Genomic DNA, 23,201 nt, shown 5'->3' with positions numbered 1-23,201 from the left:
AAGCGATAGGGCATGAATCCCGCCCTCAAGCAGCGAAGCGATAGGGCAGATAACACAGGAGGAACGTCATGGGACGTCTTGAAGGGAAAGTCGCCGTCATCACCGGGGCGGCGCAGGGGATCGGTGCGCTGATGGCCCGGGCGATGGCCGACGAAGGCGCCAGGGTCCTGGTGACCGATGTGCAGGACACCGCCGCCGCGGTGCGGGCGATCACCGATGCCGGGGGCACGGCGCAGGGCCTGACCGTCGATGTCACCAGCAATGACGATCTCGCCGCCATGGTCGACACCGCCAAGGCCATGGGCGGGCTCGACATCATGGTCAACAACGCCTCGATCTTTGCCACGCTGCAACCCAAACCGTTCTTCGAAATCTCCGATGACGAGTTCGACACCATCATGCGCGTCAATGCCCGCGGCGTGCACCAGGTGATGCGCGCCATCGTGCCCACCATGATCGCGGCGGGCGGCGGCAAGGTGGTCAACATCGCCTCGGGCACGTTCTATTACGGACCACCGGGCCTGTCGCATTACACCGCCTCCAAGGGGGCCGTGATCGCCCTGACCCGCTGCCACGGGCGCGAACTCGGCGACAAGAACATCCAGGTCAACGCCATCGCCCCCGGCCTCACCGAAAGCGAAGGCCTCGCCGCAAACACAGGATTTGACATCGCCCGAGCCCCAACCGTCGCCTCCAGATCAATCAAACGCGACATGCTACCACAAGACCTGCTCGGAACACTCATCTACCTCGCATCAAACGACAGCAACTTCGTTACAGGACAAACAATCAACGTAGACGGTGGCAAAATTAACATCTGATTACCCAATCCCGGCCATCCCCGAGCAGACACCAGGGGGGAAACCGCCGAGTGGCCGGCAAACAAACGACGCGGCCATCCAGGCCGTGATCCATGACAAACCTGACATTGCATCCCCCGGGCCACGCCCGGGGGACCGGGGGCCAAGCCATGCAGAACCGCCGCAATATCCTTTTCATAATGTGTGACCAGCTGCGCCATGACTATCTGTCCTGCGCCGGGCACAAGACGTTGCAGACGCCGCATATCGACACGCTGGCGGCGCGCGGGGTCCGGTTCAGCAACGCCTATGTGCAATCGCCCATCTGCGGCCCCAGCCGGATGAGCACCTATACGGGCCGCTACATGTCATCCCACGGGGCAACGGCCAATTTCGTGCCCCTCAGGATCGGGGAACGCAACATAGGCGATCACCTCGGGCCGCTGGGTGTGCGCCCTGTCCTGGTGGGCAAGACCCACATGATCGCCGACCGCGACGGGATGGCGCGGCTTGGCATCGACCCGCAAAGCCCCATCGGGGTTCATCATCGCGAAGCCGGGTTCGAACCCTATGAACGCGACGACGGCATCTATCCCGACAAGATGCTGGGGATGATGGGACAGCCGCGCTATAACGACTATCTGCGCGACAAGGGGCATGAGGGCGACAACCCCTGGCACTGGGCCGCCAACGCGGTGGAAACGGACAAGGGCCTCCGTTCGGGCTTTTACAACGACATTACCGACAGGCCGGCGGCAGTGGCCGAGGAAGACAGCGAAACGCCCTATATGACGCGGCGGGCCATGGAGTTTCTCGATCAGGACGATGGCGAAACACCGTGGTTGCTGCACCTGAGCTATATCAAGCCGCATTGGCCCTATGTCGCGCCCGCGCCCTACAACGACATGTACGGTGCGGATGATGTGCAGGCCCCGATCCGCTCTGAGGCGGAGCTGAAGGACACCAACCCGCTGATGCGGCATTTCATGGAGCGCGTGGCCGGGCGCACCTTCCGGCGCGACGAGGCGATCCGCAAGGTGGTGCCGACCTATATGGGTTTGATCAAGCAGATCGACGACCAGTTGGGGCAGCTCTTTGCCTTTATGCAAGAGCGCGGGCTGCTGGAGACCACGACCATCGTGCTGACCGCGGATCACGGAGATTACCTTGGGGATCACTGGATGGGCGACAAGGATTATTTTCACGATCCGTCGGTCAAGGTGCCCCTGATCATCGCCGACCCCTCCGCGCAAATGGATGCGACACGCGGCACGACCTGCGACGCGCTGGTTCAGAGCATCGACCTGCTTCCGACTTTTGTAGAGCATTTCGGCGGCACGCCCGCGGCGCATCTGCTGGATGGGACATCGCTGCGGCCACTGCTGACCGGCGAGGCGACGCGCGTCCAGGATTTCGTGGTCAGCGAATACGATTATCACCAGCAGACCTTTGCCCCGGAGATCGGCACCGGCCCGCGGGACGGCCGCATCTACATGATCGCGACCACCGACTGGAAGCTGATCCATGCGCCGGGATTTGACCCGGTCCTGTTCGACCGGCGCGATGACCCGCAAGAGCTGCATGATCTGGGCCGTTCGCCCGATCACGCCGGCATCCGCGCCGACATGCTGGCGCGGCTTGCGGATTGGGCGCTGCAATACCGCCAGCGCGAAACCTATACCGACGACATGGCCGCGCGCTTTACCGCGTTCGAGGAAAAGGCCGGGGTGCTCATCGGGTACTGGGACGAGAACGATCTGATCGACCCGGGGAACGCGGTCAATCCACCGCAAGGCCAAGAGACCTGACGACAACCACTTCTGGGAGGATGACATGAAACTGAGACGCCTGCTTGCTGCTGTTGGCACCACGCTGGTCATGGCCACCGCCGCCACGGCGGAAACCGTGATCACCTACAACAACTTCACGCCGCCCACGCATTTCTCCTGGGAGGTGCTCCGGGACTGGGCCGCGCAGGTCGAGGAGAAATCCGAAGGCCGGATCAGGATCGAATTTCCCGCCAAGTCGGTCGCGCCCCCGCCCAAGGTGCTGGATGCGGTGCGCAAGGGCGCGGCGGATGCGGGCTATATGGCCAATGTCTTTGCCCAGAAATTCGCACCCGGCACCGGTATGACCATGACCCCCTGGATGCACCGTGGCGATGCCGAAGCCGCGGGGGTCGCGCTCTGGGAGGTCTACCAGGAACATTTCATCGACAAGGACAACTGGAAAGGCGTCGAGTTGCTGGGGCTGTTCCACTTTGCCAATGCCAACATGTGTTCGGTTGATGGCGCGCCGCTCGACTCCGTCGCCGCGTTGCAAGAGCGCAAGGTCTGGGCGCTGCCCGGCACCACGGCGGCGCTGCTCAAGGCGCTCGACATCTCGGTTTCCTCGGGACCGGCGGTGCAGATCCAGGAACTGGTGTCGCGCAACGTGGTCGACGCCTATGCCGGCATCACCTATGACGCCATCGACAAGTTCGGTGCCGGTCCCTACACGAAATACTGTATCGACTTCGAAGCCGCACCGACCAGCACGAATTTCTCGCATTTCATCTCGTCCAGGGTCTGGAAACGGCTGAGCCCCCAAGATCAGCAGGTCCTGCGTGACCTGTCGGGCGAACATCTCGCGCGCATGATGGGCCGGGCGATCAACGCGGCGCAGGCGGCGTCAAAGGCCAAGCTGCGCGAAAGCGGCGTGGACATCCAGACACCGACGCCGGAACTGCTGGCCGGGTTAAAGGAAGGCAGCAAACCGGTGATCGCGACCTGGATCGCATCGGTCGGGGATTACGATGTCGATGGCATGGCGATCCTTGAACAGGTGCGCGCGCGCATCGTGGAACTCACTGACGCGAACGCCGGAACAAACTGAGCGGCGGCGGGTCCGGGCGGCACAGCGGCCCGGACCCCGGCATCCAACGGGAGGGCAGGATGATCGACAGGTTCAACGCATTTACGACGGGTTTCGCGCTATGGCTTGGCGGGGCGTGCATGGCCGTGATGGCGGTGATGACGGTGGCGGATGTATTCCTGCGCTATGTCTTTCTGTCGCCGCTGCCGGGCACAAGCGAACACACCCAGTTGCTGATGGCGGTGATCGTCTTTGCCGGGCTGATCGTGGTCACGCGCGAGGGCACGCATATCGTGGTGTCGCTGCTGGAGGCCCAGATCAACCAATGGGTGCCAAAGCTCTACAACCGCATCTATTTCGCCGCCAATGTCATCGGGCTGGGCCTCATCACCTACGCGATGACCCTGATCATCCGGGACATGCATGAGTTCGAGGAAGAGACGCTGGTGATGGAATACCCGCTGGTCTATCTCGGCGGGTTCATCCTGCTGTTGCTGCTGCTGGCCGTCCTGCAGCTGAAACATCTCGCCAGCCATGGGCCACAGGGCCACGACGCGGACGAGCAGGAGCGCTGACATGACCCTTGCTATCATAGGCATCGCCCTTGTCCTGATCCTGAGCGTCATCGGCGTTCCGCTTGCCTTTGCGACGCTGTTCGTGGGCATTGCCGGCATCAGCTATATCCGCGGATTCGAGGCCGCGATGGGTATCACCGGACAATGGATCATGGAAAGTTCCATGAATTACGGCCTGTCGGTTGTGCCGCTGTTCATCCTCATGGGGGCGTTCATCCACCGCTCGGGCATATCCGAAGAGCTTTATGACGCGGCCTATGCGTGGCTGGGGCATTTTCGCGGCGGCGTGGCGATGTCCACCGTCTTTGCCTGCGCCGGATTTGCCGCGGTGTGCGGGTCGTCCCTGGCGACGGCGGCCACCATGGGCCGCGTGGCAATGCCGCCGATGCGCAAGTTCGGCTATGATGACGGGCTGTCCACCGGGACCATTGCCGCGGGCGGCACGCTGGGCATCATGATCCCGCCATCGGTGCCGATGGTGATCTATGCCATCATCGTCTCTGCCGATATCGGCGCGCTGTTCATCGCCGGCATCCTGCCCGGTCTGCTGCTGGTGAGCCTGTTCCTGATCGCCATCGCGATACGCGTGCGCCTCCGCCCCGATCTGGGGCCGGCGGGCGAGCGGTTGCCGCTGCGCACGCGTTTCCGCAAGTCCCTGGGTGTCTACCCGGTGGTCGGGCTTTTCATGATCGTGCTTGGCGGCATCTATTCCGGCATCTTCACACCCACCGAAAGCGCCGCCGTGGGGGCGGTGGGTGCCTATCTGTTCGCGCTCGCGCGGGGCTATATGAAGACACGGGCCGAGTTGATGGGCGTGCTGGGCGAAACCGTGCGCACCACCGCGATGATCTTTGCCATCCTGTTCTGCGGGTTGGTGATGGCGCAATTCGTGAACCTGACCGGCCTGCCGTTTGAACTGGTCGATCTGGTAACCGGCGAGAACGCCGCGATCAGCGCCACCGCGCTGATCATCGGCATCTGCATCATCTGCATGATCATGGGCATGATTTTCGAAGCCCTGGGCATCCTGCTGCTGGTGGTTCCGGTATTCCTGCCCTCGCTCGAAGCCCTCGGGGTCGACATGATCTGGTTCGGGATCATCGTCATCCTGGTGGTGGAACTCGGGCTGATCACGCCCCCCATCGGGATGAATGTCTTTACCGTGAAAGCCGTGGTGCCGGACGTGCCGCTGACACGCATCTTTGCCGGCGTGACCCCGTTCATCCTGGCGATGCTGATCGGGCTGGTGATGCTGTTCTGGTTCCCGGCAATCGCGGTCTGGCTGCCCGACCTGATGCGATGACCGGGGATGTGCCCATGTGATGTGCCTTGAAGCCTTCGCAATTCCGGCAGTGCCGGATCCGTGCCGCGAAACCGAACCGCTCTGTTGGACTCCCGCCCGGCCCGTAGTATGAGAACCGGCGCTTGGGCGGGGCGGTGGCCCCGGGGAAATTGCAAAGGGATGAATGTGGGGCAACAATCCGTCATATCGACCGGGGCCGCGGCGGCGGGGGCCACGGGGCGGCTGACACTATCGGGCGTGACGTTGCAAATCGACGGGCGCAGGATCATCGACGATCTGTCCTGCGACATTTGCGAGCGGCGGGTGGGCATCGTCGGGCGCAACGGGTCCGGCAAGACCACCCTCGCCCGGCTGATCGCCGGATTGCAGGCCCCGGACACCGGCAAGGTCGAGATCGACGGTGCCGACATGACCCGCGACCGCCGCGCCGCACTAAGCCATGTGGGCATCCTGTTCCAGAACCCCGAGCACCAGATCATCTTTCCGACAGTGGCAGAGGAACTGGCCTTTGGCCTTTCGCAACAGGGACAGTCGCGCGCGGATGCGGCGCGCGGGGTACAGCAGATCCTCGCCCGGTTCGGGCGCGGCGACTGGCATGATGCGGCAACCGCGACCCTGTCGCAGGGCCAGAAACAGCTTGTCTGCCTGATGGCGCTGCTGGCGATGCAGCCCCGGTTGATCGTGCTTGACGAACCCTATTCCGGGCTCGACATCCCGACCCGTCTGCAACTGATGCGCCACGTCGCCCAGGTCGGGGTCAGCGTGGTGCAGATCACCCATGATCCGGAAAGCGTGGCCAGCTATGACCGCGTGCTGTGGATCGACGGCGGGCGCATCCGCCGCGACGGCCCCGCGCCCGAAGTGCTGGCCGAGTTCCGTGCCACCATGCAGGCCTGGGGGGAAGACGATGATCTCGCTGACCTCCCCGGTTGAGACCTGGGCGCACCGGCTGCCGGCCGGGCCGAAACTCGCGGCGCTGTCGGTGGCGACGGTCGCGCTGTTTGCGCTTGACGATCCCCTGAACCTCGCACTGGCGCTGGCCGGGGCGGCGGCGCTGACCGCAAGCGGCGGGATGCGCTTTGCCCGCGCGGCGCTGCGCGCGCTGCGCATCCTCGTTCCGTTCCTGGCGCTGATTGCCATCTGGCACGCGCTCACCGGGCAGATCGCCGAGGGGCTTGCCGTGTCGCTGCGCCTGCTGACGGCGCTGGCACTTGCCAATTTCGTCACCATGACCACGCGGATCACCGATATGGTGGCGATCATCGCCTGGCTGCTCTCGCCGCTGCGCCGCTTTGGCCTGTCCACCCGGCAATTCGAGATCGCGGTGGCGCTGGTCATCCGGTTCACCCCGGCGATTGCCCGCAAGGGCACGCTGCTGTCCGAGGCCTGGCGCGCACGATCGCGCCGACGGGCCAGTTGGCGTATCGTGATGCCGCTGGCGGCGCTGGCGCTGGATGATGCCGACCACGTGGCCGATGCCCTGCGCGCGCGGGGTGGCTTGATGGCACCGGGCACGTCGCCTACAACTCCGCCCAGTTAACAAGCAAGGATAGCCCATGGAACGCAACATTGCCCATATCGCCCTGTTTGCCGCGCTGATCGCGGCGCTTGGCCTGGTGCCGAAATTCACGCTTGCCTTTGGCGTGCCGATCACCGCGCAAAGCATGGGCGTGATGCTCTGCGGCGCGGTTCTGGGGGCGCGGCGCGGCGCGCTCGCGGTGCTGCTGTTTCTGGTGCTGGTTGCCATCGGTCTGCCACTGCTGGCGGGCGGGCGTGGCGGTCTGGGCACCTTTGCCACCCCCTCGGTCGGCTTTCTGATCGGCTGGCCCGTCGCCGCCTTTGTCACCGGGCTGGTGGTCGAGAAATGGCGCGGCGGTATCGGCATGGTCGCAACCCTGGGCGCGCTGTTGGGCGGGGTTCTCGTGCTTTATGTCTTTGGTGTGATCGGGATGTCCTACATGCTCAAGAAAAGCCTCTTTGAATCCCTGATGCTGGTCACTGCCTTCATCCCCGGCGACATCGTCAAGGCATTCATCACCGGTGCCGTCACCGCCGGTCTCGCGCGGTCGCGCCCGTCCAGCATCCTGTCGCGCTCGTGAACGAACGGCCTCTGCCCGCAAAGACCGGGGCCGCCGCTGGCCCCGTGACGCGGGCATTGGCCAGCCGTCGATCCACCCGCGCCTTTCGACCGGACCCGGTTGATCGCGATACAGTGGCGCGGCTGTTGACCGCCGCGCGCTCGGCCCCGTCGGGGGCCAACCTGCAACCGGGGCGGTTCATCGCCCTGACCGGCGCGCCGCTGGCCCGTTTCACCGGCGCACTGAGTGCCGGGATCGAGGCCGGTCGCGCGCCCGTTTCGGAATATTCCTATTTCCCGCAACCGATGCCCGCCCCGCTCAAGGCCAAGCAGCGCGCGGCGGGCTATGCGCTGTATGACAGCCTTGGCGTAGCGCGGCGTGACGTGGCCGGGCGGCGGGCACAGTTCATGCGGAATTACCGCTTTTTTGACGCCCCTGTCGGCATCGTCGTCACGATCCGCCGCGACATGGGCAAGGGGTGCTACATGGATCTCGGCATGGCGCTGATGGCATTCATGCTTGCGGCCCGGGACCTGGGTCTTGCCACCTGCGGGATTGGGGCGCTGGCCAATTACGGCGACCTCGCGGCGGCGCTTTTGGAACTGCCGGAAGAGGAACTGGTGGTCTGCGGCATGGCGCTTGGCTATCCCGACACGGCGGCACCGGTGAACACCGTGCGCACACAGCGCGACCCGCTGGACGAATTCGCCGCGCTTTACGGGTTCTGATTTCAGGCGGCGAGCAAGACCGCCGTTCCCAACCCGCCCGCCGCCGCGATACTGGCAAGGCCAAGCCCTCCCCGCACCCGCAATTCGTGCCACAGCCGCACCGCGTTCACCGCCCCCGAGGCCCCCACCGGATGCCCCCGCGCCAACCCGCCGCCGCCGGGATTGACCGACGCGGGATCAAGACCCGACAGGCGCACACAGGCGATGGCCTGCACCGCGTAGGCCTCCATCACCTCGGCCACCGACAGCCCCCCCGGCCCCTGTCCCGCCTGTTGCAGAACCTGCCGGATCGCCGCGACCGGGGCGAGGCCGGGCATGTCGGGCCGCCCCCCGAGCGTCACCCCGGCAACATAGGTCGCCCCCCGCCGCCCGAGCCGTTTCGCCACCGCATCCGACACCATGACGCAAAGCGCGGCCCCATCCGCCGCGACCGCGGCATTGGCGGCGGTGATCGGCCCCGCAAGCGGTCTTGCCCGCGCCGCGACACGAGGTGACAGATCGCGGGTAAAGGCATCGCCCGCCAGCCCGCCAAGCGGCACGATCTCTGCCGCCAGCCGCGCCTGGGCGGCGCGTGCGCGGGCGTGGCTCTGAACCGCCCAATCGTCCTGATCCGCGCGCGTGATGTCCAGTTCCGTCGCCAGATCGGCGGCGGCGACATCCATCTCGGGATCGCGTTCGGGCCATGGCGTAAAGGCGGGCCGGTCATAGGCGACGGGCGGCCCGCCATCGGGATCGGTACGCAGGCGCAGCGGGCGGCGCGAATAGCTCTCGACCCCACCGGCAACAACAACCCCGGCCTGCCCGGACCGGATCAACGCCGCCCCCAGGACCAGCGCATCAAGGCCGCTTACGCATTGCCGGTCGAGCGTCAGCCCGGCAACCCGCGTGTCCAGCCCCGCCGCCAGCGCGATGCGCCGCGCCGGATTGCCCCCGGCCCCAAGCGCATTGCCAAGGATCACCTCGTCCACCATGCCCGGTGCAACCCCGGCAGCCCGCAACACCGCGGTCAGAACCGGTGCGCAGAGATCGGGCAGATCGAACCGGCACAGCGCCCCGCCCCGTGGCGCGACCGGGCTGCGCAGGGCCGAGAGGATCGCAACACCGCTCATGCGCCGCCGTCCATGCGCCGTGCGATGCAAACGTAATCCGGCTTGCCCGCCGCCGTCAGGGGGAAGTCATCCAGTATTTCGATCCGGCGTGGCGCGGCCAATGCTCCAAAGGCATCGCGACAGGCGACCCGCAAGGTCTCGGCCAGCTCGGGGCCGGGGCAGCGTCCCGCCGCCGCGCCGATCGCCGCCACCAGAACCTGGCCACGCAACCTGTCGGGCACCGGTACAACCGCGCAGAAATCGACCCCGGGATGCGCAAGGCAATGCTCTTCGATCGCCTCGGGAAAGACGTTCTGGTCGGCAATCGTCACCATCCGGTTGCGCCGCCCCAGCACCGTCAGATAGCCATCGGCATCGATACGACCCAGTTCGCCAAGGCTGACATACCCGTCCACCCGGTTCAGCGGCGTGGTGTCCTCGGTCACGTAACCCTCAGCGAGGTACGGGGATTTCACCCAGATATCCCCCACTTGCCCGACATCGGCATCGATCCTCAGCGACACCCCCGGATAGGCGCGGCCCACGCTGCCCTCGGGCCCCGTGCCATCGCCCCACGCGATAAAGCTGGTCTCGGCTGCGCCGTAAAACTCGCGCACCTCTGCCGCCGGGCACATCGCCGCAACCGCCGCGCGCAGATCGGCACCAAGCCGCCCGCCCCCGCACAACACATGGCGCGGGTCGGGCAGCACCGCACCGGTCGCAACCAGCAGTCGCAGCTGGGTCGGTGTGGCATACACCACGCTGGCCCCCGCCAGCGCCTGCACTTGTGAGCGCGCGCCAAGCCCCGCAACCGCGTGGATGTCGGCCCCCAGATAGGCGGCCTCGGCCATGGCATAAAGCGACAGTGAATGCTCCGCCGGTCCCAGCACGCCATAGCTGTCCTGCGGCGTCAGGGCCAGAACCCCGGCATTGACCGCAAAGCTCGCGATCCATGAATGATGGCTGCGCCGGATCGCCTTGGCCGGACCGGTGGTGCCACCGGTGGCGCTGCGGAAGAACCCCGGCTCACCGGCTGGCAGCGGAGTCATCCCGCCCGGACCCATGGCGAATTCCACCCCCCGCGCAAGCACGTCCATCACCGCCGCAAGATCACCCGGCCCCCGCACCCGGCAGGCCGGATGCACACGAAATGTTCGGGTCGGGTCAGGGCGCGGCGCGGTGGTCATCCCCCTGCTATACAACCGCAAACCCGGCCCGGAAAGCCACGCTCGACCTATCCCGGATCATCGCTCTTGTTGTCTGCTCCGATGCGCGGCCCCACCTGATCCTGCGCGAGGTCGGGCCGGGTTCGGATCACCGGGTCGCGCGCCCAGAGGTTGCCCGCCGGAACGCCCCGTCCTCTTGATGTCGGTTCTCGGACGCGGGGTTCGCATCATAGAGCGCCTGCAACCGCAGACCCCGCGTTTCGGGAAACACGCAACCCGCCCTGCCGAGCCCCTTGTAACGCGCCAGCATCGCCCGCTTTTTGGCCACCTTGCCAAGCAGCGATTGGCAAAGTCCGCAGCCGATGCACATATCCGACTCCAGAATGCGGTCAAAGCGATTGTCCGGTGCGCAATCAGACATGGCGCGAAAGGTCGCGCGGTTTCAGGTCATGGCTCTTGAGGTTACCGGCCTCGTCCTTGTGCCTTGGCGCGGCGCCACGAGACACGAATAGCTTGAAGAACGGACCATGGGGCGGCGAGCCCGTACATGTTGGCCAGGCCCTACCTCGCGAATGCGTGCTCATGGAATTGGCACTCATGCGGGGTTCCGCGCGCGGATACGGTGCTGGTAGAGGTGGTCATAATGTGGCTTCATCCGGCGATACACCCGTCGCACACGCTCTGGCGTGTTTGCCAGATCGACGTATTTACGGGGCTGGGGCTTCAACCCGGTCGAAGTCGCGAGATTGGCATGGAACGACCCGCCATCCCACCAGCTATGCGCCGACGGATCCCCGCCCGCCTCCCACGAAAGCGCGTCTTCGATGAATGGAATGCCGACGCCATCACAAAACGCCGCCGTTATCCCGTGCGGATCCTCCAGCAGATCATCGCTGTCGATCACGGGCGGTGGCGTCCCGTTCAGCGCGGTCAACAGATCAAAGAGTGCCCTCTGCTCCGGGAAACCGACCTCAAGCTCATCAAAGTCAGGCCACTTGTTGAACATCGATGTAATGGTTTTTGCCGGGTCGCGGATCAGGAAGGCATGGGAAAAATGCGACAGGAACTCCGGGGTCCACATGTGGTTGATATAGTGCGGAAAGTCCTTGATAAAGACTGGCCCCTTCTGTGCTCGCGCCCTGATATCCCGCCACACGCTTTCGATCGACAGGCCCGGCGTGGTCTTGTCGCCTTCCTGGAAGCGCGGCCAAAGCGGGTCTTGGCCCTGATACCACGCTTCGCCAAAGGGTTCGTGCAGCGTGTCCATATCTGCGCGCTGGCGCATCATCCATTCGAACGCTGTTGATGTTGAACGGGGAATGGCCCAAAGGGCGACGATCTTGTGCATGGGTCAAACTTTCAGAGAATTCAGCAAACGGCCCTGCGCGCCGTCCGCAGGGGCAAGCCCGAGGGTTTTGAAGATGCGCCAGTAAAGCGCGGTGTCATGGCCGATGACCGGCTTACCCAGACGCTCTTCGAGCGCTGCGGTGTGATGTACCGGACGGCGGGCCAGACCGTCCGCTGGACGGCGATAATTTGACATCCCATTGATCAGATAGGCGTCCACATTCGGGGCTTGTTCGGCCGTATGGTCGAAACTCTTCCACAGCAGGTCTTCGTCAAAACACCAGACACAGTCATCCACCTGTTCCTGGGTTTCAAACCAGCCCTGATCGAGGAAGTTCCCGGCCCAGACCACGTCGAACCCGGCCTCTCGCAGAAAAGCGACCGTACCCTGATACCAGGTATCGCGATGATAGCATGCGTTCAGCGCGAGCGTTTCGACATTCTGATCCCGCAGCGCTTCGACCATGGCATAGCCCGCCATGTGAAAGGGCGTTTCGTACTTGTCGCTCAGCATCGCGCAATGCGCCCGAATGCCCTCCACGCCCAGCCCGCTTGCATGGACCCAGTTTGAACCGACCTGCCCACAGACATCGACACCGTTATTGGCCATGCATTCGACGAAATCCTCCAGCATGCCAAAGGCGTCCCGGCGTTGCTCCAACAGGTGGCGATAGTCGGGAACATGCAGCATCCACCCATGCACCCCGACCGTTTCAGGCGCCATGCGAAGAAAGTCCGAGGGCGCTGCGTCAAAATCATGGGGCGGACAGGTAAACCCGACCTGGTGGGGGAAGAGCTTGACCTTCTTATCGGCCCATTTGGCAGGTTTCTTGTATGAGGACATGTGCAACAGGCCTTGATGGGGGAATGATGCCCGCAACTTGTCGGTTTCCCGGCGTTGAAACCATTGCTTTTCCATGCCGCCAGGCATACCAAATCTGATATGTATAAACGCCGCTACAATTTGCCTTCAATCTCGGCCCTGACCGCGTTCGAAGCCGTCGCGCGGCGGCAGGGCGTAGCGCGTGCCGCGGAGGAGTTGCATACGTCTCAGCCGGCCATCAGCCGTCACATCCGCAATCTGGAAATGCGTCACGATGTGGCCCTGTTCACGCGACAAGGCCAAGGCAATGTGCTGACCGCTGCCGGTCATGCATTTTATGCCGAAGTCGTGGTTGCGCTGGACAAGTTGCAAGAGGCGACCAGCGCCCTGTCACACAGGTCCAGAGAGGTCACTGTGGCGTGCTCTCATGCCGTCGCGCATCTGTTGCTGATGCCCCACTATGGCAGATTGCGCCGATCTCTTGCCAAACGGGCCGAACTGCGCATGCTGACGACCGAATACGGGCTGATCCACGCGGCGATCGATACCGGGGCGGATATCGTTTTCGAATATTCGGATACCCCGCCCGAGCGCGACCACGTTGTTGTTCTGGAAGAAGAGGTCAAACCCGTTGGCACGCCCGGCGTGATCGCGCAGGCTGTTGCCGCATTGGATGGGACCGGACCGCCTCCGGGTCTGCTGGCCCTGCAACGCGAGAACTTTGGCTGGCTGGGGTGGCCCGATTGGTTCGTGCCGCACCCGGAATTTTCCGACTGGCCCACCCGCGAACGGCACGACAATTATGTCTACCTGCTCGAAGCCGCGGTCGCCGGAAACGGTCTGGCACTGGGCTGGAAGGGGTTTGTCAACACCTATCTCGAGCGCGGCCTGCTGCGGGAGCTATCGGTTCCGTGGTACAGCCGGAATACCCGGATCTACGCGAGCCTGACCCGACATGGAAAACACAGCTCCGCCGCCCACACTTGCCTGAAACTGCTGGAAAATCTGGGAGAGGCCCAAACCTGTCACGGTGAACCGATTTCACCAGCTGACGACGGGCTCACCGGCCCCTCCGCCGGGCGCTAGCGCAACAACTCAGCAAGACACCACACCGTACCGTCCCGGTCAGGCCAGGGCTCGGCTTGTCTTGCCGTTGGTGTCGGCTTCACGTGGGCGCAGGTGTTTCAGGTATCGTTTCTCGGCGTATTTGAACGCAATCGAGATCAGGAAAACGATGGCCATGTAGAAAATCATCGCGGTGACAAACCCCTCATAGGCCAGGTAATACCGCCCGTTGAGCCAACGCCCGACCCCCAGCAGATCCTGAAGGGTCACGGTGCTGGCAATCACCGAGCCATGCAAGGTAAAGATCACCTCGTTGGAATAGGCGGGCAGCGCGCGGCGAAAGGCGCTTGGCAGCACCACGAGGCGCATCCGCGTCACCGGCGACATGCCGCAAGCCATGGAGGCTTCGATTTCGCCCCGTGGGGTCGTCTCGATTGCCCCGCGCAGGAATTCGGTCGTATAGGCCGCGGTGTTCAGGGTAAAGGCAATCAGCACGCACCACCACGGGTCGCTCAGGATCGGATCCCAAAGGAAGGAATCGCGCACCGCTTCGAACTGCCCCAACCCGAAATAGATCAGATAGGTCTGCACCAACAGCGGCGTTCCGCGAAAGGCATAGGTGTAACCCCAGATCGCCTGGTTGAGCACGGGCCGCCGATAGGCGCGTGCAATCGCCATCGGGACCGCAATCAGCCCGCCCACGAGCAACGCCAGAAAGGTCAGCTGCAGCGTCACCCATGCGCCCTCGACAAACCGGGGCAGGTTGTCGATGATCAGCATGAAATCGAGCGGCGCGGCGGTCTCGCTGATGTCGCGCAGGTATTCAATGAATGTGCGTTCGGTTTCCATCTGATCAGGCCCTCTTCACGCCGGCGCTGTATTTTCGATCCACCCAACGCAATGCCAGGTCTGACAGGGCGGTGATGATCAGGTAAATCACCAGCACCGCGAACATGAAGGTGAACAGCTTGTGGTTCGACCGGCCCGCGGCAAATGCGTTCCAGACCAGGTCATGCAGGCCAATCACCGATACCAGAGCGGTGGCCTTGACCAGAACCAGCCAGTTGTTGGTAAAGCTCGGCAGCGCATAGCGCACCATCTGCGGCCAGGTGATCAGCGTGAACACCTGGCGCGGTTTCATGCCCACGGATTTGGCCGCTTCGATCTGTCCGATCGGAATGGCCAGGATTGCGCCGCGAAAGGTCTCGGCCATATAGGCCCCAAAGATGAAGCCCAGGGTCAGCACCCCGGCCAGGAACTGGTTCACATCCACATAGCCCCAGAGCCCGGTCGCGCGCCCGATATCATTGACCAGGGTCTGACCGCCGTAGAAAATCAGCATCATCAACACCAGTTCCGGCACGCTGCGCACAAAGGTGGTATAGATATTGCCCAGCCGCCGCAGCCCCCGCGCGTGGGACAATTTGGCAAAGGCGCCCAGCAGGCCAAATCCCACCGACAGAACCAGCGACAGGACCGCCAGACCGATGGTGACTAGGGTGCCTTCGATCAGGATTTGCCGATATTCAAAGATGGTCCCCATGCGGTGATCTTCCCTGCAAGAGTTGCGTAATGTCAGCAGGTACAGGTCGGGCCTGCACCTGCCTCCGGGTCCTCAGCGATCACTTGCCGTAAATGTCGATGTCAAAATACTTGGCGTTGATCTGTTCATAGGTGCCATTGTCCCGGATCGCCTTGATCGCCGCGCTCAGCTCTTGCGCCAGCGAGTCGCCCTTGCGGACCGCGATACCGGTGCCTTCGCCCAGGCAATCAACGTCGTCGACATCTTCTCCGTAAAAGGCATAACCCTTGCCCTGATCGGTGTTCAGGAAACCGTCAATCGCCTGCAAGGTGTTGTTCAGCTGCAGGTCAAGACGCCCGGATACCAGATCGGCAAACACGTCTTCCTGGGTGTTGTAGAGCTTGATATCCGCGTCGGGATACATTTTTTCCACGTGGCACTGCAGGGTCGTACCGCGCAGAACGCCGATTTTCACGCCCTTGGTGCCCTCTTTGGTCAGCTCGATGTTCGTGCCTTCGCGGGCAATGAAACGCGACGGGGTGAAATAGTATTTCTCGGTGAAATCCACGCGTTTTTTGCGGTCTTCGGTGATCGACATGGAGGCGACGATGGCGTCGTATTTCTGGGCGATCAGCGCCGGGATCATGCCGTCCCATTCCTGTTCGACAAGCTCGCATTCCCGCTTGAGTTCGGCGCAGAGCGCCAGCGCAATGTCGATGTCGAAACCGGACAGCGTGCCATCGGCCTCTTTCTTGGAAAACGGGGCATAGGCGCCTTCGACACCCATACGCAGCGTTTCGGCCACGGCCGCGCCGCCCGTCAAAATCGTGCTTGCCGACAATACAGTGGCCATAAGTTTCGTCTTAAGTGTCATGTCAAGGTCTCCCTGATTTGGTTATTGGGGCCAGCCCACCGGTTGAGGTTTTAGTCGCGGGTATTGGCCAGGAACTCCTGGAACCGCTCTGATTGCGGGGTGTTGAACATCTGCGATGGCACGCCCTGCTCTTCGATCAATCCCTGGTGCAGGAAGATCACCTTGTTGGAGACATCGCGGGCAAACCCCATTTCATGGGTCACCACCACCATGGTCCGGCCTTCTTCGGCCAGCGAGCGGATCACTTTCAGCACCTCGCCGACCAGTTCGGGGTCCAGCGCCGAGGTGGGTTCGTCAAACAGCATGACCTCCGGCTCCATCGCCAGGGCGCGGGCAATCGCGGCGCGCTGTTGCTGGCCGCCGGAAATATGCGCGGGGTAATAATCGCGCCGCTCATACATGCCGACCCGCTCCAGCACGTCCTTGGCCTTTTCCACCGCATCTGCGCGGGGCTGGCCCAGAACATGGACCGGGCCGGCGATGACGTTTTCAAGCACCGTCATGTGCGACCACAGGTTGAACGACTGAAACACCATCGCCAGCCGGGCGCGGATACGCTCGACCTGCCGGGCATCGCTTGGGCCATAGGCCCCCGAGCGATCCATGCCCATCCTGATCTCTTCGCCATGCACGGTGATGGTGCCGGAATTGGGTGTCTCCAGCAGGTTGAGACACCGCAGAAAGGTACTCTTGCCGGATCCCGAAGAACCCAGCATGGAAATCACATCCCCCTGCCGGGCCTCCAGCGACACGCCCTTGAGCACTTCGATCTTTCCATAGGATTTATGAAGATCACTGACTTGCAGGGAAAGATCGGTGTCTGAGGCTGCCATGCGCGTATCCGCTCTTCATCGTTTGTGGGTTTGTTGATGAAGACAACGGTAGCAAGCGGCCAAAATTTCTTATAACAGGAAAAACTGGCTCTCAGTGATGGTTTTTGCTACGCTTGGAAAATGACAACTTATCTTAGACATTTGAATGCCTTACGCGCATTTGAAGCCGCCGCTCGACACCAAAGCATCTCAAAAGCGGCTGATGAGCTCAATGTCAGCCATTCGGTCGTCAGCCAGCATGTCAAGAATCTCGAAGACTGGTTTGGAACCGATCTTTTCGTGCGCTCCGGCAACCGCATCACCCTCAGCGCCGACGGGCGCACCCTTTTGCCGCGGGTCTCTGCCGGATTTCAAACCCTCACGGACGCCTGCAGCGACCTGCTGCGGGCCACCCAAAAGGGCACCCTCGCCATCAGCGCGGAACCGGCGCTGGCCTCGTCCTGGCTGCGCAAGCGGATTTCGGAATTCTGCGAAGAGTTCCCCAAGGTCGATGTGGACCTGCGCCCGGACTGGCGGCCGCCGGTCCTGGGCAAGGACCTGGTGGACATAATCATCCATTTTGAAACCCGCCTGCCCGCCACCGGGGCCAAGCGGCACCGGCTGTTTCCGCTGAACGGCTATCCGGCCTGCGCCCCGCCGGTGCGTGAAAAGCTCTTCAAGGACGGGGCGGTTGACTGGCGCACGGCACCGCTGGTCCATGACAATGGCCGCGAGATCTGGCAAAAATGGTATGCTGCGCACGAGCCCGGCAATGACCAATGGAAACAGGGCCGCGTGCATTCCGAGCTTTCGCTGGCCATTGGTGCGGCGGTTGATGCCGAGGGCGTGTTCCTCGCGGATGATATCCTGTGCGCCAAAGAGCTGAAATCCGGCGATCTTGTCCGCATAGACGATCGCGAGATCCTCTGTGTCTGGTATGGCATCGCGACCCAGCGAAAAACCGCGCGCAAACCGGCGGTGGATACGTTTGTGGGCTGGCTACTCGACCGTGTCACCACCCTGGATCGCGCGCCCGGCTAGACCGCCAGCGCATAGGCCGGGTCCAGCGCGTCCAGGTCAAAGAACAGGTAGACCGGCCCGTCGAATACGATATCCGCCACCCGCCAGATCCGCATCGCCTGCGTCCTGCCACAGGGTTTCATCCGAAAGGTCGTAACCGGTTTCGGACCACAGATTGGCGGACTCGCAGAAAAAAGCCTCGCGGATGCGTGCCGGGGCCATCGACGGGCCGGTCAAATAGCTGCTGTTATTGTCCTGGGGCAGACCAATCACCCTGACCATGATGCGGTGTTCTCCTCTGGGTTCTCTCAGGCGCGACCCAGAAGGTCACGGGCGATCCGTTCGAAAATCGACGCCCCAACGGGGATCAGATCATCCGGGAAATCATAGTCGGGATTGTGCAGGGCTGCATAATCTTCCCCCGGCCCCAGGCACAGCATCGCGGCCTTGGCCCCCCAGCCGAACACGCCGAAATCCTCTGACGCGCGCATGGGCAGACCATAGCTGCCATTGTCGACCCCGATGGCATCCATCGCGGCAATCGCCACCTCGGTGGCCTCGGGATGGTTGATCGAGGCGGCAAAGGCATCGCAGACATCGAAACTCACCGTCAGACCGGCCTCCTGCGCCGCCGCCCGGGCCAGCGCGCGGGCGTCCCGGTCGATGCCATCCATCGCCGCGTCATGGGCCGTGCGCAGGGTGGCAAAGATCACCGCCTCTCCCGGCGCGACCCCAAAGGACGGCTCGCCAACCTGTACATGGGTGATGGTCACCAGCCGGAAATCATCATCCAGACGCCCCCCCTGCCCCAGGCCGGCCAAAGCCGGGATCAGCCTGGCCACCGCCTGTGCGGGCGATACCCCGTCTTCGGGATCCGCGGCATGGGCGGTTTTCCCGGTCAGCCTGATCTCAAGCCCTTTCGAGGCGCAATTGATCAGCCCCTCCTTGGTGGACACATAGCCAAAGGGCCGACCCGGTTCGATGTGAATGGCAAAGGCCCAATCGGCGCGAATCTCTTCATAGGCCGGATCAGCCACCACTGCCCTGGCCCCGCTGCCGTCTTCTTCGGCGGGCTGGAACATCAGCACCACCCGTCCACGGGCAACCGGTTGACGCTGCAACAAACGCCCCAGGGCCAGCAGCATGGTCATGTGACCATCGTGGCCACACAGGTGCCCCTTGCCGTCGATCTCGGATTTCCACGGGTGGTCAGAGATTTCCTGAATCGGCAAGGCATCCAGTTCCGCACGAAACAGAACCGTCGGACCCTCGACACCGCTGTCAAACACCGCCGCCACGCCATGACCGCCCAATCCGGTCAGGATCTTGCCGGGGTTCAGCGCCCTGAGCGCCCCGGCGATCGCGCGCGCGGTCTCGCGTTCTTCGCCCGACAGCTCCGGGCGCTTGTGCAATTCACGCCGAAAGGAGGTCAATTCAACCAGATCAGAATTCGTCAGCATGTCGCGTTCCTTTCCGCGGGGCACAGAGGCCGGTCCTCATCATTGAAATCCTTGCCCACAATTGCATGATACGCCGGCCAATCAGCCCATGAAATTCCAACGCTGAGCAACCGGAAAACCGACAGCGCGCCCAGGATCTGCCGGACAGTCCGCCACCCGCCACCTGGCACCGGGAAACAGGCGGTCACGCCAGTTTCAGCCCGACGATTCCGGTGACGATCAATCCGATACAGGCCAGACGCATCACCGTGGCGGGCTCTCCAAAATAGGCAATGCCAAAGATGACCGTGCCAATGGTGCCGATACCGGTCCAGGCCGCATAGCCGGTGCCCAGCGGGATCTGACGCAGCGCAACCGCCAGCAGGAACACGCTGACCGCCATGGACCCCGCCGTCAGCAGTGACGGCCACAACCGGGTGAACCCGTCCGTGTATTTCAGCCCCACGGCCCAGCCCACTTCGAACAACCCGGCCAGAACCAGAATGAACCAAGACATGTTTCTATGCTCCTTGAAGGGTGTCGATCAGCCGGGCCATGAATCCTGCCCCGAGCGAAAATTGCGCCAGCGTGATGAATTCATCTGGCTGATGGGCCTGCGCGATATCGCCGGGGCCACAGACAACAGTGGAGTAACCGCTCTCCTGAAACAACCCGGCTTCGGTTAGAAAACTAACCACCCGCTCGGGCCGATCTTCTGAGAGCTGCCGCGCCAGCCTGCGGGCGCTGCCATCCGGTTCCGGCATCAGACCCGGCGCGTAGAAGTCGCGATCAAGCTCGATGCCCGCCTGCGGGTGCACCGATTTCATTTGAGCATCCAACCGGACGACCTCGGCCTCGAACTCGGCGATGAGTTCGGCAAAGTCATCCCCTGGCACCACGCGGAAATCGATGACAAATTCGCAATCTTTGGCAGTGATATTCAGCGCGGTGCCGCCATTGATCTTGCCTACATGAATGGTTGTATAGTGCGGATCAAAGTCTTTGCTTAGTCCAGCAGGGGGACATTGAGCGCCGCGATCATTGCATTGATTGGCCCATTCGATCAGACGCGCCGCCATCATCACCGCACTCACGCCCCGGTGCATGATCGAGGAATGTACCTCAAACCCCTTGACATGAACCTGATAGCCGAAGCCGCCATTATGCGCGGTGACAACGTCCATCCCCGTGGGTTCCCCCACAATCACCGATCTGGCTTTGGGCAGGCCACTTTCCAGCATATGCGCGATCATCGGCGGCGCTCCGGTCATGCCGATTTCCTCGTCATAGCTCAGTGCAAATTGCACAGGGCGCTGCAGCCCCCGCGCCTTGGCAACCGGCATGGCGGCCAGCGACAGGGCGACAAAGCCCTTCATGTCGCAGGTCCCGCGGCCAAACAGCTTTCCGTCCCGTTCTGTCAGCTGGAATGGATCACTGGTCCAGTCCTGCCCCTTGACCGGCACAACATCTGAATGGCCCGACAGGACCACGCCCCCGTCAATTTCCGGCCCTGCATGCGCATAAAGCGCCGCTTTCGGTTGCGTTTTGTCCGCAACCCGAACCGATGCAATGCCATGCCCGTGCAAGTAGTCTTCGACAAAATCGACCTGGTCGAGGTTGCTGTTGCTGCTGACCGTTTCAAATCCGATCAGCTGCTCCAACAGGCGCCGAGCTTCGGCAAGGATCTGATCCTGCATGGATCAGTCCAACATACCATACAGATTGCGCGGATCTTCCGGGTCGGCCAGCATGTCAAGCTGATCCATGAACGCCGTGCCCTCGATTTTGGTCAGCACATATTTCAGGGCGCTGAAATCCTCGATGGCAAAGCCCACGCTGTCAAAAAAGGTGATCTGGCGATCATGGGTCCGTCCCCGGGCCTGCCCGCGCATCACTTGCCACAATTCGGTCACCGGGTGGTCTTCGGGCAATTGCTGGATGTCGCCTTCGACGCGGGTCTGGGGCGGGTATTCCACAAAGATGTCGGATCGGCGCAGCACCGCCTCGGCCACTTCGGTCTTGCCCGGACAATCGCCGCCGATGGCGTTGATATGCACACCGTCGCCAACCATGTTGTCGGTCAGGATGGTGGCATATTGCTTGTCGGCGGTGCAGGTGGTGATGATCTCGGCGCCTTCCATGGCCTCTTGGGCAGATTTGCAGCTGACCACATTCACATCCGCCGCCGCGAGGTTGGCCGCGCATTTGGCCGTCGCGGCCGGGTCAATGTCGTAAAGGCGCACGTTTTCGATGCCACAGACCGCCTTGAAGGCCAGGCACTGGAATTCGGACTGCGCGCCATTGCCGATCATCGCCATGGTCTTGGCCCCCTTGGGTGCCAGATGCCGCCCGACCAGGGCCGACGTCGCCGCCGTGCGCAACGCCGTCAGCAGGGTCATTTCGGTCAGCAGTTTGGGATAGCCGCTGTCGACATCCGCCAACAGGCCAAAAGCGGTCACCGTCTGCAACCCTTCCCTGGTGTTCTTGGGGTGGCCGTTGACGTATTTGAAACCATACATCTCGCCGTCCGAGGTCGGCATCAATTCGATCACCCCCACGTCGGAATGGCTGGCGACGCGCGGGGTCTTGTCAAACAGCGGCCAGCGCTTGAAATCCTTTTCGATCTCGTCGGCCAGTTCACACATGAAGGTTTCCGCACCAATCGATTTGACCAGCCTGATCATGTTCTCGACGGATACAAACGGCACATAGGCCAGCGGAGAGAATTTCAGTTCCATGAGGTTTCCCCTTTTGAGACACGCGTGCCGGAAACCGCAGCATCCTGCGCCCGGCGATTTGCATTTCGATCCAGGACAAACATGATCGTGCCCGAGATCAGGATGACTCCAATTCCAAGCTGCGCCACCAGACCGGTGCTCTGACCCCACAGCACAAAGGTCCAGATCGCGGCGAAAACCAGAAAGGAATATTCACAGACCGCGACAAAATCCGTTTCCCCGGCCCGGTAGGCCACCGCAATCAGCGACACCGCCGCCGTGGCCCCGACAGCCTGACAAAAGGTCAACCACAGGAATCGCGGGTTCATCGGCTCCCATCCCCGGGTGAAAAACTGCTGGTTTTCAGCAGGAACCGGGAAAAAGGTAAAGTAAAGCAACAGCACAAGGCTGCTGACTCCCATGGTGGCAAAGACCCCGAAGGCCAGCGCCGGGGCGCTTTCCCGCTGGCAGAAATGCCGCGTCAGCAGCGCCCCCGCCCCATATAGCGCCCCGGCCAGCAGCGGCAGCACCGACAGCGCGGTCAGATTGGTCACATCCGGCTGCAACAGCAGCAGCACCCCCAAGAAACCGGCCCCCATCGCCATCACCCGCCGGCGGCCGATGCGCTTGCCCAAAAGCGTCACCGAGAACAGCATCACCCAGATGGGCGCGCTGAACAGCCCCGCCCCGGCCTGTGACACCGGCAGCAGACCCAGCGTGGCAAAATAGACCAGCAGCCCGGCGGCAACCGCGATACTGCGCCCCATCAGCGCCGGCAGGTTGCCGGGCCGGATCGTCACACCAAACACCAGCGCCACAACCAGCAGCATCGGCAGCGCAAACAGCGTGCGCATCACCTGGAACTGCCACAGGCCCGCCATTTCAGAGATCGGGGCGACGAAATTATCCGTAAAGCTCAGGATCGCCGTGGAAAGCAGCGCCAAAGCAGCCGCGGCCAGCGTTGAATTTGGGCGTATCATCGGCGTGTTCC

Annotated in this window: 25 protein-coding genes; 11 read left to right on the top strand and 14 right to left on the bottom strand. The window is 62.9% G+C overall.

The genetic code is table 11. From position 1 onward, the window contains the following. The first annotated feature begins 68 nt into the window (after positions 1–68). From ACP15R_RS24250 to ACP15R_RS24210, 9 genes are all read left to right on the top strand, one after another. A complete protein-coding gene (locus ACP15R_RS24250) occupies positions 69–821 on the top strand; it encodes an SDR family NAD(P)-dependent oxidoreductase (RefSeq protein ID WP_424988517.1) in 753 nt (250 codons plus the stop codon). A 149-nt stretch (positions 822–970) separates the two neighbouring features. Further along, entirely contained in the window at positions 971–2,608 is a 1,638-nt protein-coding gene (locus ACP15R_RS24245) for a sulfatase-like hydrolase/transferase (RefSeq protein ID WP_424988516.1), read from the top strand. A 25-nt stretch (positions 2,609–2,633) separates the two neighbouring features. Further along, complete coding sequence (gene dctP / locus ACP15R_RS24240) at positions 2,634–3,674, top strand: TRAP transporter substrate-binding protein DctP (protein ID WP_424988515.1); 1,041 nt, start codon at positions 2,634–2,636, stop codon at positions 3,672–3,674. A gap of 59 nt (positions 3,675–3,733) precedes the next feature. Further along, positions 3,734–4,228 carry a TRAP transporter small permease gene (locus ACP15R_RS24235; RefSeq protein WP_424988514.1) on the top strand — a complete coding sequence of 165 codons (495 nt, stop codon included), beginning with the start codon at positions 3,734–3,736 and terminating at the stop codon, positions 4,226–4,228. A gap of 1 nt (position 4,229) precedes the next feature. Further along, on the top strand, positions 4,230–5,531 hold the full coding sequence (locus ACP15R_RS24230) for a TRAP transporter large permease (RefSeq protein ID WP_424988513.1): 1,302 nt from the start codon (positions 4,230–4,232) through the stop codon (positions 5,529–5,531). 165 nt (positions 5,532–5,696) lie between these two features. After that, positions 5,697–6,464, top strand: a complete 768-nt coding sequence (locus tag ACP15R_RS24225; protein WP_424988512.1) for an energy-coupling factor ABC transporter ATP-binding protein — start codon at positions 5,697–5,699, stop codon at positions 6,462–6,464. Further along, positions 6,439–7,071, top strand: a complete 633-nt coding sequence (locus ACP15R_RS24220) for a CbiQ family ECF transporter T component (protein ID WP_424988511.1) — start codon at positions 6,439–6,441, stop codon at positions 7,069–7,071. The genes ACP15R_RS24225 and ACP15R_RS24220 overlap by 26 nt, the downstream gene beginning before the upstream one ends. A 16-nt stretch (positions 7,072–7,087) precedes the next feature. Then, positions 7,088–7,630, top strand: coding sequence for a biotin transporter BioY (locus tag ACP15R_RS24215; RefSeq protein ID WP_424988510.1), 543 nt, complete (start codon positions 7,088–7,090; stop codon positions 7,628–7,630). After that, entirely contained in the window at positions 7,627–8,337 is a 711-nt protein-coding gene (locus ACP15R_RS24210) for a nitroreductase (protein WP_424988509.1), read from the top strand. The genes ACP15R_RS24215 and ACP15R_RS24210 overlap by 4 nt, the downstream gene beginning before the upstream one ends. Before the next feature lie 2 nt (positions 8,338–8,339). Here the strand turns inward: ACP15R_RS24210 and ACP15R_RS24205 are convergent, their stop codons facing one another. The 5 genes from ACP15R_RS24205 to ACP15R_RS24185 form a co-directional block, all read right to left on the bottom strand. Beyond that, a complete protein-coding gene (locus tag ACP15R_RS24205) occupies positions 8,340–9,446 on the bottom strand; it encodes a thiolase family protein (RefSeq protein WP_424988508.1) in 1,107 nt (368 codons plus the stop codon). Next, positions 9,443–10,612 (bottom strand): AMP-binding protein, encoded by a 1,170-nt coding sequence (locus ACP15R_RS24200; protein ID WP_424988507.1) that lies wholly within the window; start codon positions 10,610–10,612, stop codon positions 9,443–9,445. The genes ACP15R_RS24205 and ACP15R_RS24200 overlap by 4 nt, the downstream gene beginning before the upstream one ends. 127 nt (positions 10,613–10,739) lie before the next feature. Beyond that, positions 10,740–11,012, bottom strand: coding sequence for a hypothetical protein (locus ACP15R_RS24195; RefSeq protein ID WP_424988506.1), 273 nt, complete (start codon positions 11,010–11,012; stop codon positions 10,740–10,742). A gap of 174 nt (positions 11,013–11,186) precedes the next feature. Further along, positions 11,187–11,939, bottom strand: coding sequence for a sulfotransferase family protein (locus ACP15R_RS24190; protein ID WP_424988505.1), 753 nt, complete (start codon positions 11,937–11,939; stop codon positions 11,187–11,189). Positions 11,940–11,942: 3 nt separating this feature from the next. After that, on the bottom strand, positions 11,943–12,662 hold the full coding sequence (locus tag ACP15R_RS24185) for a hypothetical protein (RefSeq protein ID WP_424988504.1): 720 nt from the start codon (positions 12,660–12,662) through the stop codon (positions 11,943–11,945). 219 nt (positions 12,663–12,881) lie between these two features. On the opposite strand from ACP15R_RS24185, the gene ACP15R_RS24180 reads away from it, so the two are divergent. Continuing rightward, the gene (locus tag ACP15R_RS24180; RefSeq protein WP_424988503.1) at positions 12,882–13,847 is read left to right on the top strand and encodes a LysR family transcriptional regulator; all 966 of its coding nucleotides are present in this window, start codon (positions 12,882–12,884) and stop codon (positions 13,845–13,847) included. A 39-nt stretch (positions 13,848–13,886) separates the two neighbouring features. Here the strand turns inward: ACP15R_RS24180 and ACP15R_RS24175 are convergent, their stop codons facing one another. From ACP15R_RS24175 to ACP15R_RS24160, 4 genes are all read right to left on the bottom strand, one after another. After that, on the bottom strand, positions 13,887–14,675 hold the full coding sequence (locus tag ACP15R_RS24175; RefSeq protein ID WP_424988502.1) for an ABC transporter permease: 789 nt from the start codon (positions 14,673–14,675) through the stop codon (positions 13,887–13,889). Between the two features lie 4 nt (positions 14,676–14,679). Continuing rightward, complete coding sequence (locus ACP15R_RS24170; protein ID WP_424988501.1) at positions 14,680–15,369, bottom strand: ABC transporter permease; 690 nt, start codon at positions 15,367–15,369, stop codon at positions 14,680–14,682. 79 nt (positions 15,370–15,448) lie between these two features. Further along, positions 15,449–16,222, bottom strand: coding sequence for a transporter substrate-binding domain-containing protein (locus tag ACP15R_RS24165; protein WP_424988500.1), 774 nt, complete (start codon positions 16,220–16,222; stop codon positions 15,449–15,451). A 50-nt stretch (positions 16,223–16,272) separates the two neighbouring features. Beyond that, a complete protein-coding gene (locus ACP15R_RS24160; RefSeq protein WP_424988499.1) occupies positions 16,273–17,055 on the bottom strand; it encodes an ABC transporter ATP-binding protein in 783 nt (260 codons plus the stop codon). Positions 17,056–17,175: 120 nt separating this feature from the next. Here ACP15R_RS24160 and ACP15R_RS24155 point away from each other — a divergent pair, with 120 nt between their 5' ends. Next, entirely contained in the window at positions 17,176–18,075 is a 900-nt protein-coding gene (locus tag ACP15R_RS24155; protein ID WP_424988498.1) for a LysR family transcriptional regulator, read from the top strand. Positions 18,076–18,362: 287 nt separating this feature from the next. Here ACP15R_RS24155 and ACP15R_RS24150 read toward each other — a convergent pair whose 3' ends face one another. The 5 genes from ACP15R_RS24150 to ACP15R_RS24130 all read right to left on the bottom strand — a co-directional run bounded on the left by ACP15R_RS24150 (position 18,363) and on the right by ACP15R_RS24130 (position 23,190). Further along, positions 18,363–19,514: an amidohydrolase gene (locus ACP15R_RS24150; protein ID WP_424988497.1), complete on the bottom strand. Its 1,152-nt coding sequence runs from the start codon at positions 19,512–19,514 to the stop codon at positions 18,363–18,365. Positions 19,515–19,698: 184 nt separating this feature from the next. Further along, a complete protein-coding gene (sugE, locus tag ACP15R_RS24145) occupies positions 19,699–20,010 on the bottom strand; it encodes a quaternary ammonium compound efflux SMR transporter SugE (protein WP_424988496.1) in 312 nt (103 codons plus the stop codon). Positions 20,011–20,014: 4 nt separating this feature from the next. After that, a complete protein-coding gene (gene argE / locus ACP15R_RS24140; RefSeq protein ID WP_424988495.1) occupies positions 20,015–21,190 on the bottom strand; it encodes an acetylornithine deacetylase in 1,176 nt (391 codons plus the stop codon). A gap of 3 nt (positions 21,191–21,193) precedes the next feature. Then, positions 21,194–22,231: an ornithine cyclodeaminase gene (locus ACP15R_RS24135; RefSeq protein WP_424988494.1), complete on the bottom strand. Its 1,038-nt coding sequence runs from the start codon at positions 22,229–22,231 to the stop codon at positions 21,194–21,196. Continuing rightward, the gene (locus ACP15R_RS24130) at positions 22,222–23,190 is read right to left on the bottom strand and encodes a DMT family transporter (protein WP_424988493.1); all 969 of its coding nucleotides are present in this window, start codon (positions 23,188–23,190) and stop codon (positions 22,222–22,224) included. Before ACP15R_RS24130 ends, ACP15R_RS24135 begins: the two co-directional genes overlap by 10 nt. Positions 23,191–23,201 lie beyond the last annotated feature (11 nt).

Source organism: Microbulbifer sp. S227A (assembly GCF_049800935.1).
This window is presented reverse-complemented; position numbering and strand designations above follow the sequence as displayed.

Coding starts and splice junctions, on each gene's coding strand:
- argE (WP_424988495.1), bottom strand. CDS start 21,190: ATGCAGGATCAGATCCTTGCCGAAGCTCGGCGCCTGTTGGAGCAGCTG.
- dctP (WP_424988515.1), top strand. CDS start 2,634: ATGAAACTGAGACGCCTGCTTGCTGCTGTTGGCACCACGCTGGTCATG.
- ACP15R_RS24205 (WP_424988508.1), bottom strand. CDS start 9,446: ATGAGCGGTGTTGCGATCCTCTCGGCCCTGCGCAGCCCGGTCGCGCCA.
- ACP15R_RS24235 (WP_424988514.1), top strand. CDS start 3,734: ATGATCGACAGGTTCAACGCATTTACGACGGGTTTCGCGCTATGGCTT.
- ACP15R_RS24165 (WP_424988500.1), bottom strand. CDS start 16,222: ATGACACTTAAGACGAAACTTATGGCCACTGTATTGTCGGCAAGCACG.
- ACP15R_RS24175 (WP_424988502.1), bottom strand. CDS start 14,675: ATGGAAACCGAACGCACATTCATTGAATACCTGCGCGACATCAGCGAG.
- ACP15R_RS24180 (WP_424988503.1), top strand. CDS start 12,882: ATGTATAAACGCCGCTACAATTTGCCTTCAATCTCGGCCCTGACCGCG.
- sugE (WP_424988496.1), bottom strand. CDS start 20,010: ATGTCTTGGTTCATTCTGGTTCTGGCCGGGTTGTTCGAAGTGGGCTGG.
- ACP15R_RS24160 (WP_424988499.1), bottom strand. CDS start 17,055: ATGGCAGCCTCAGACACCGATCTTTCCCTGCAAGTCAGTGATCTTCAT.
- ACP15R_RS24150 (WP_424988497.1), bottom strand. CDS start 19,514: ATGCTGACGAATTCTGATCTGGTTGAATTGACCTCCTTTCGGCGTGAA.
- ACP15R_RS24155 (WP_424988498.1), top strand. CDS start 17,176: ATGACAACTTATCTTAGACATTTGAATGCCTTACGCGCATTTGAAGCC.
- ACP15R_RS24130 (WP_424988493.1), bottom strand. CDS start 23,190: ATGATACGCCCAAATTCAACGCTGGCCGCGGCTGCTTTGGCGCTGCTT.
- ACP15R_RS24185 (WP_424988504.1), bottom strand. CDS start 12,662: ATGGCGCCTGAAACGGTCGGGGTGCATGGGTGGATGCTGCATGTTCCC.
- ACP15R_RS24170 (WP_424988501.1), bottom strand. CDS start 15,369: ATGGGGACCATCTTTGAATATCGGCAAATCCTGATCGAAGGCACCCTA.
- ACP15R_RS24190 (WP_424988505.1), bottom strand. CDS start 11,939: ATGCACAAGATCGTCGCCCTTTGGGCCATTCCCCGTTCAACATCAACA.
- ACP15R_RS24245 (WP_424988516.1), top strand. CDS start 971: ATGCAGAACCGCCGCAATATCCTTTTCATAATGTGTGACCAGCTGCGC.
- ACP15R_RS24250 (WP_424988517.1), top strand. CDS start 69: ATGGGACGTCTTGAAGGGAAAGTCGCCGTCATCACCGGGGCGGCGCAG.
- ACP15R_RS24230 (WP_424988513.1), top strand. CDS start 4,230: ATGACCCTTGCTATCATAGGCATCGCCCTTGTCCTGATCCTGAGCGTC.
- ACP15R_RS24135 (WP_424988494.1), bottom strand. CDS start 22,231: ATGGAACTGAAATTCTCTCCGCTGGCCTATGTGCCGTTTGTATCCGTC.
- ACP15R_RS24215 (WP_424988510.1), top strand. CDS start 7,088: ATGGAACGCAACATTGCCCATATCGCCCTGTTTGCCGCGCTGATCGCG.
- ACP15R_RS24195 (WP_424988506.1), bottom strand. CDS start 11,012: ATGTCTGATTGCGCACCGGACAATCGCTTTGACCGCATTCTGGAGTCG.
- ACP15R_RS24200 (WP_424988507.1), bottom strand. CDS start 10,612: ATGACCACCGCGCCGCGCCCTGACCCGACCCGAACATTTCGTGTGCAT.
- ACP15R_RS24220 (WP_424988511.1), top strand. CDS start 6,439: ATGATCTCGCTGACCTCCCCGGTTGAGACCTGGGCGCACCGGCTGCCG.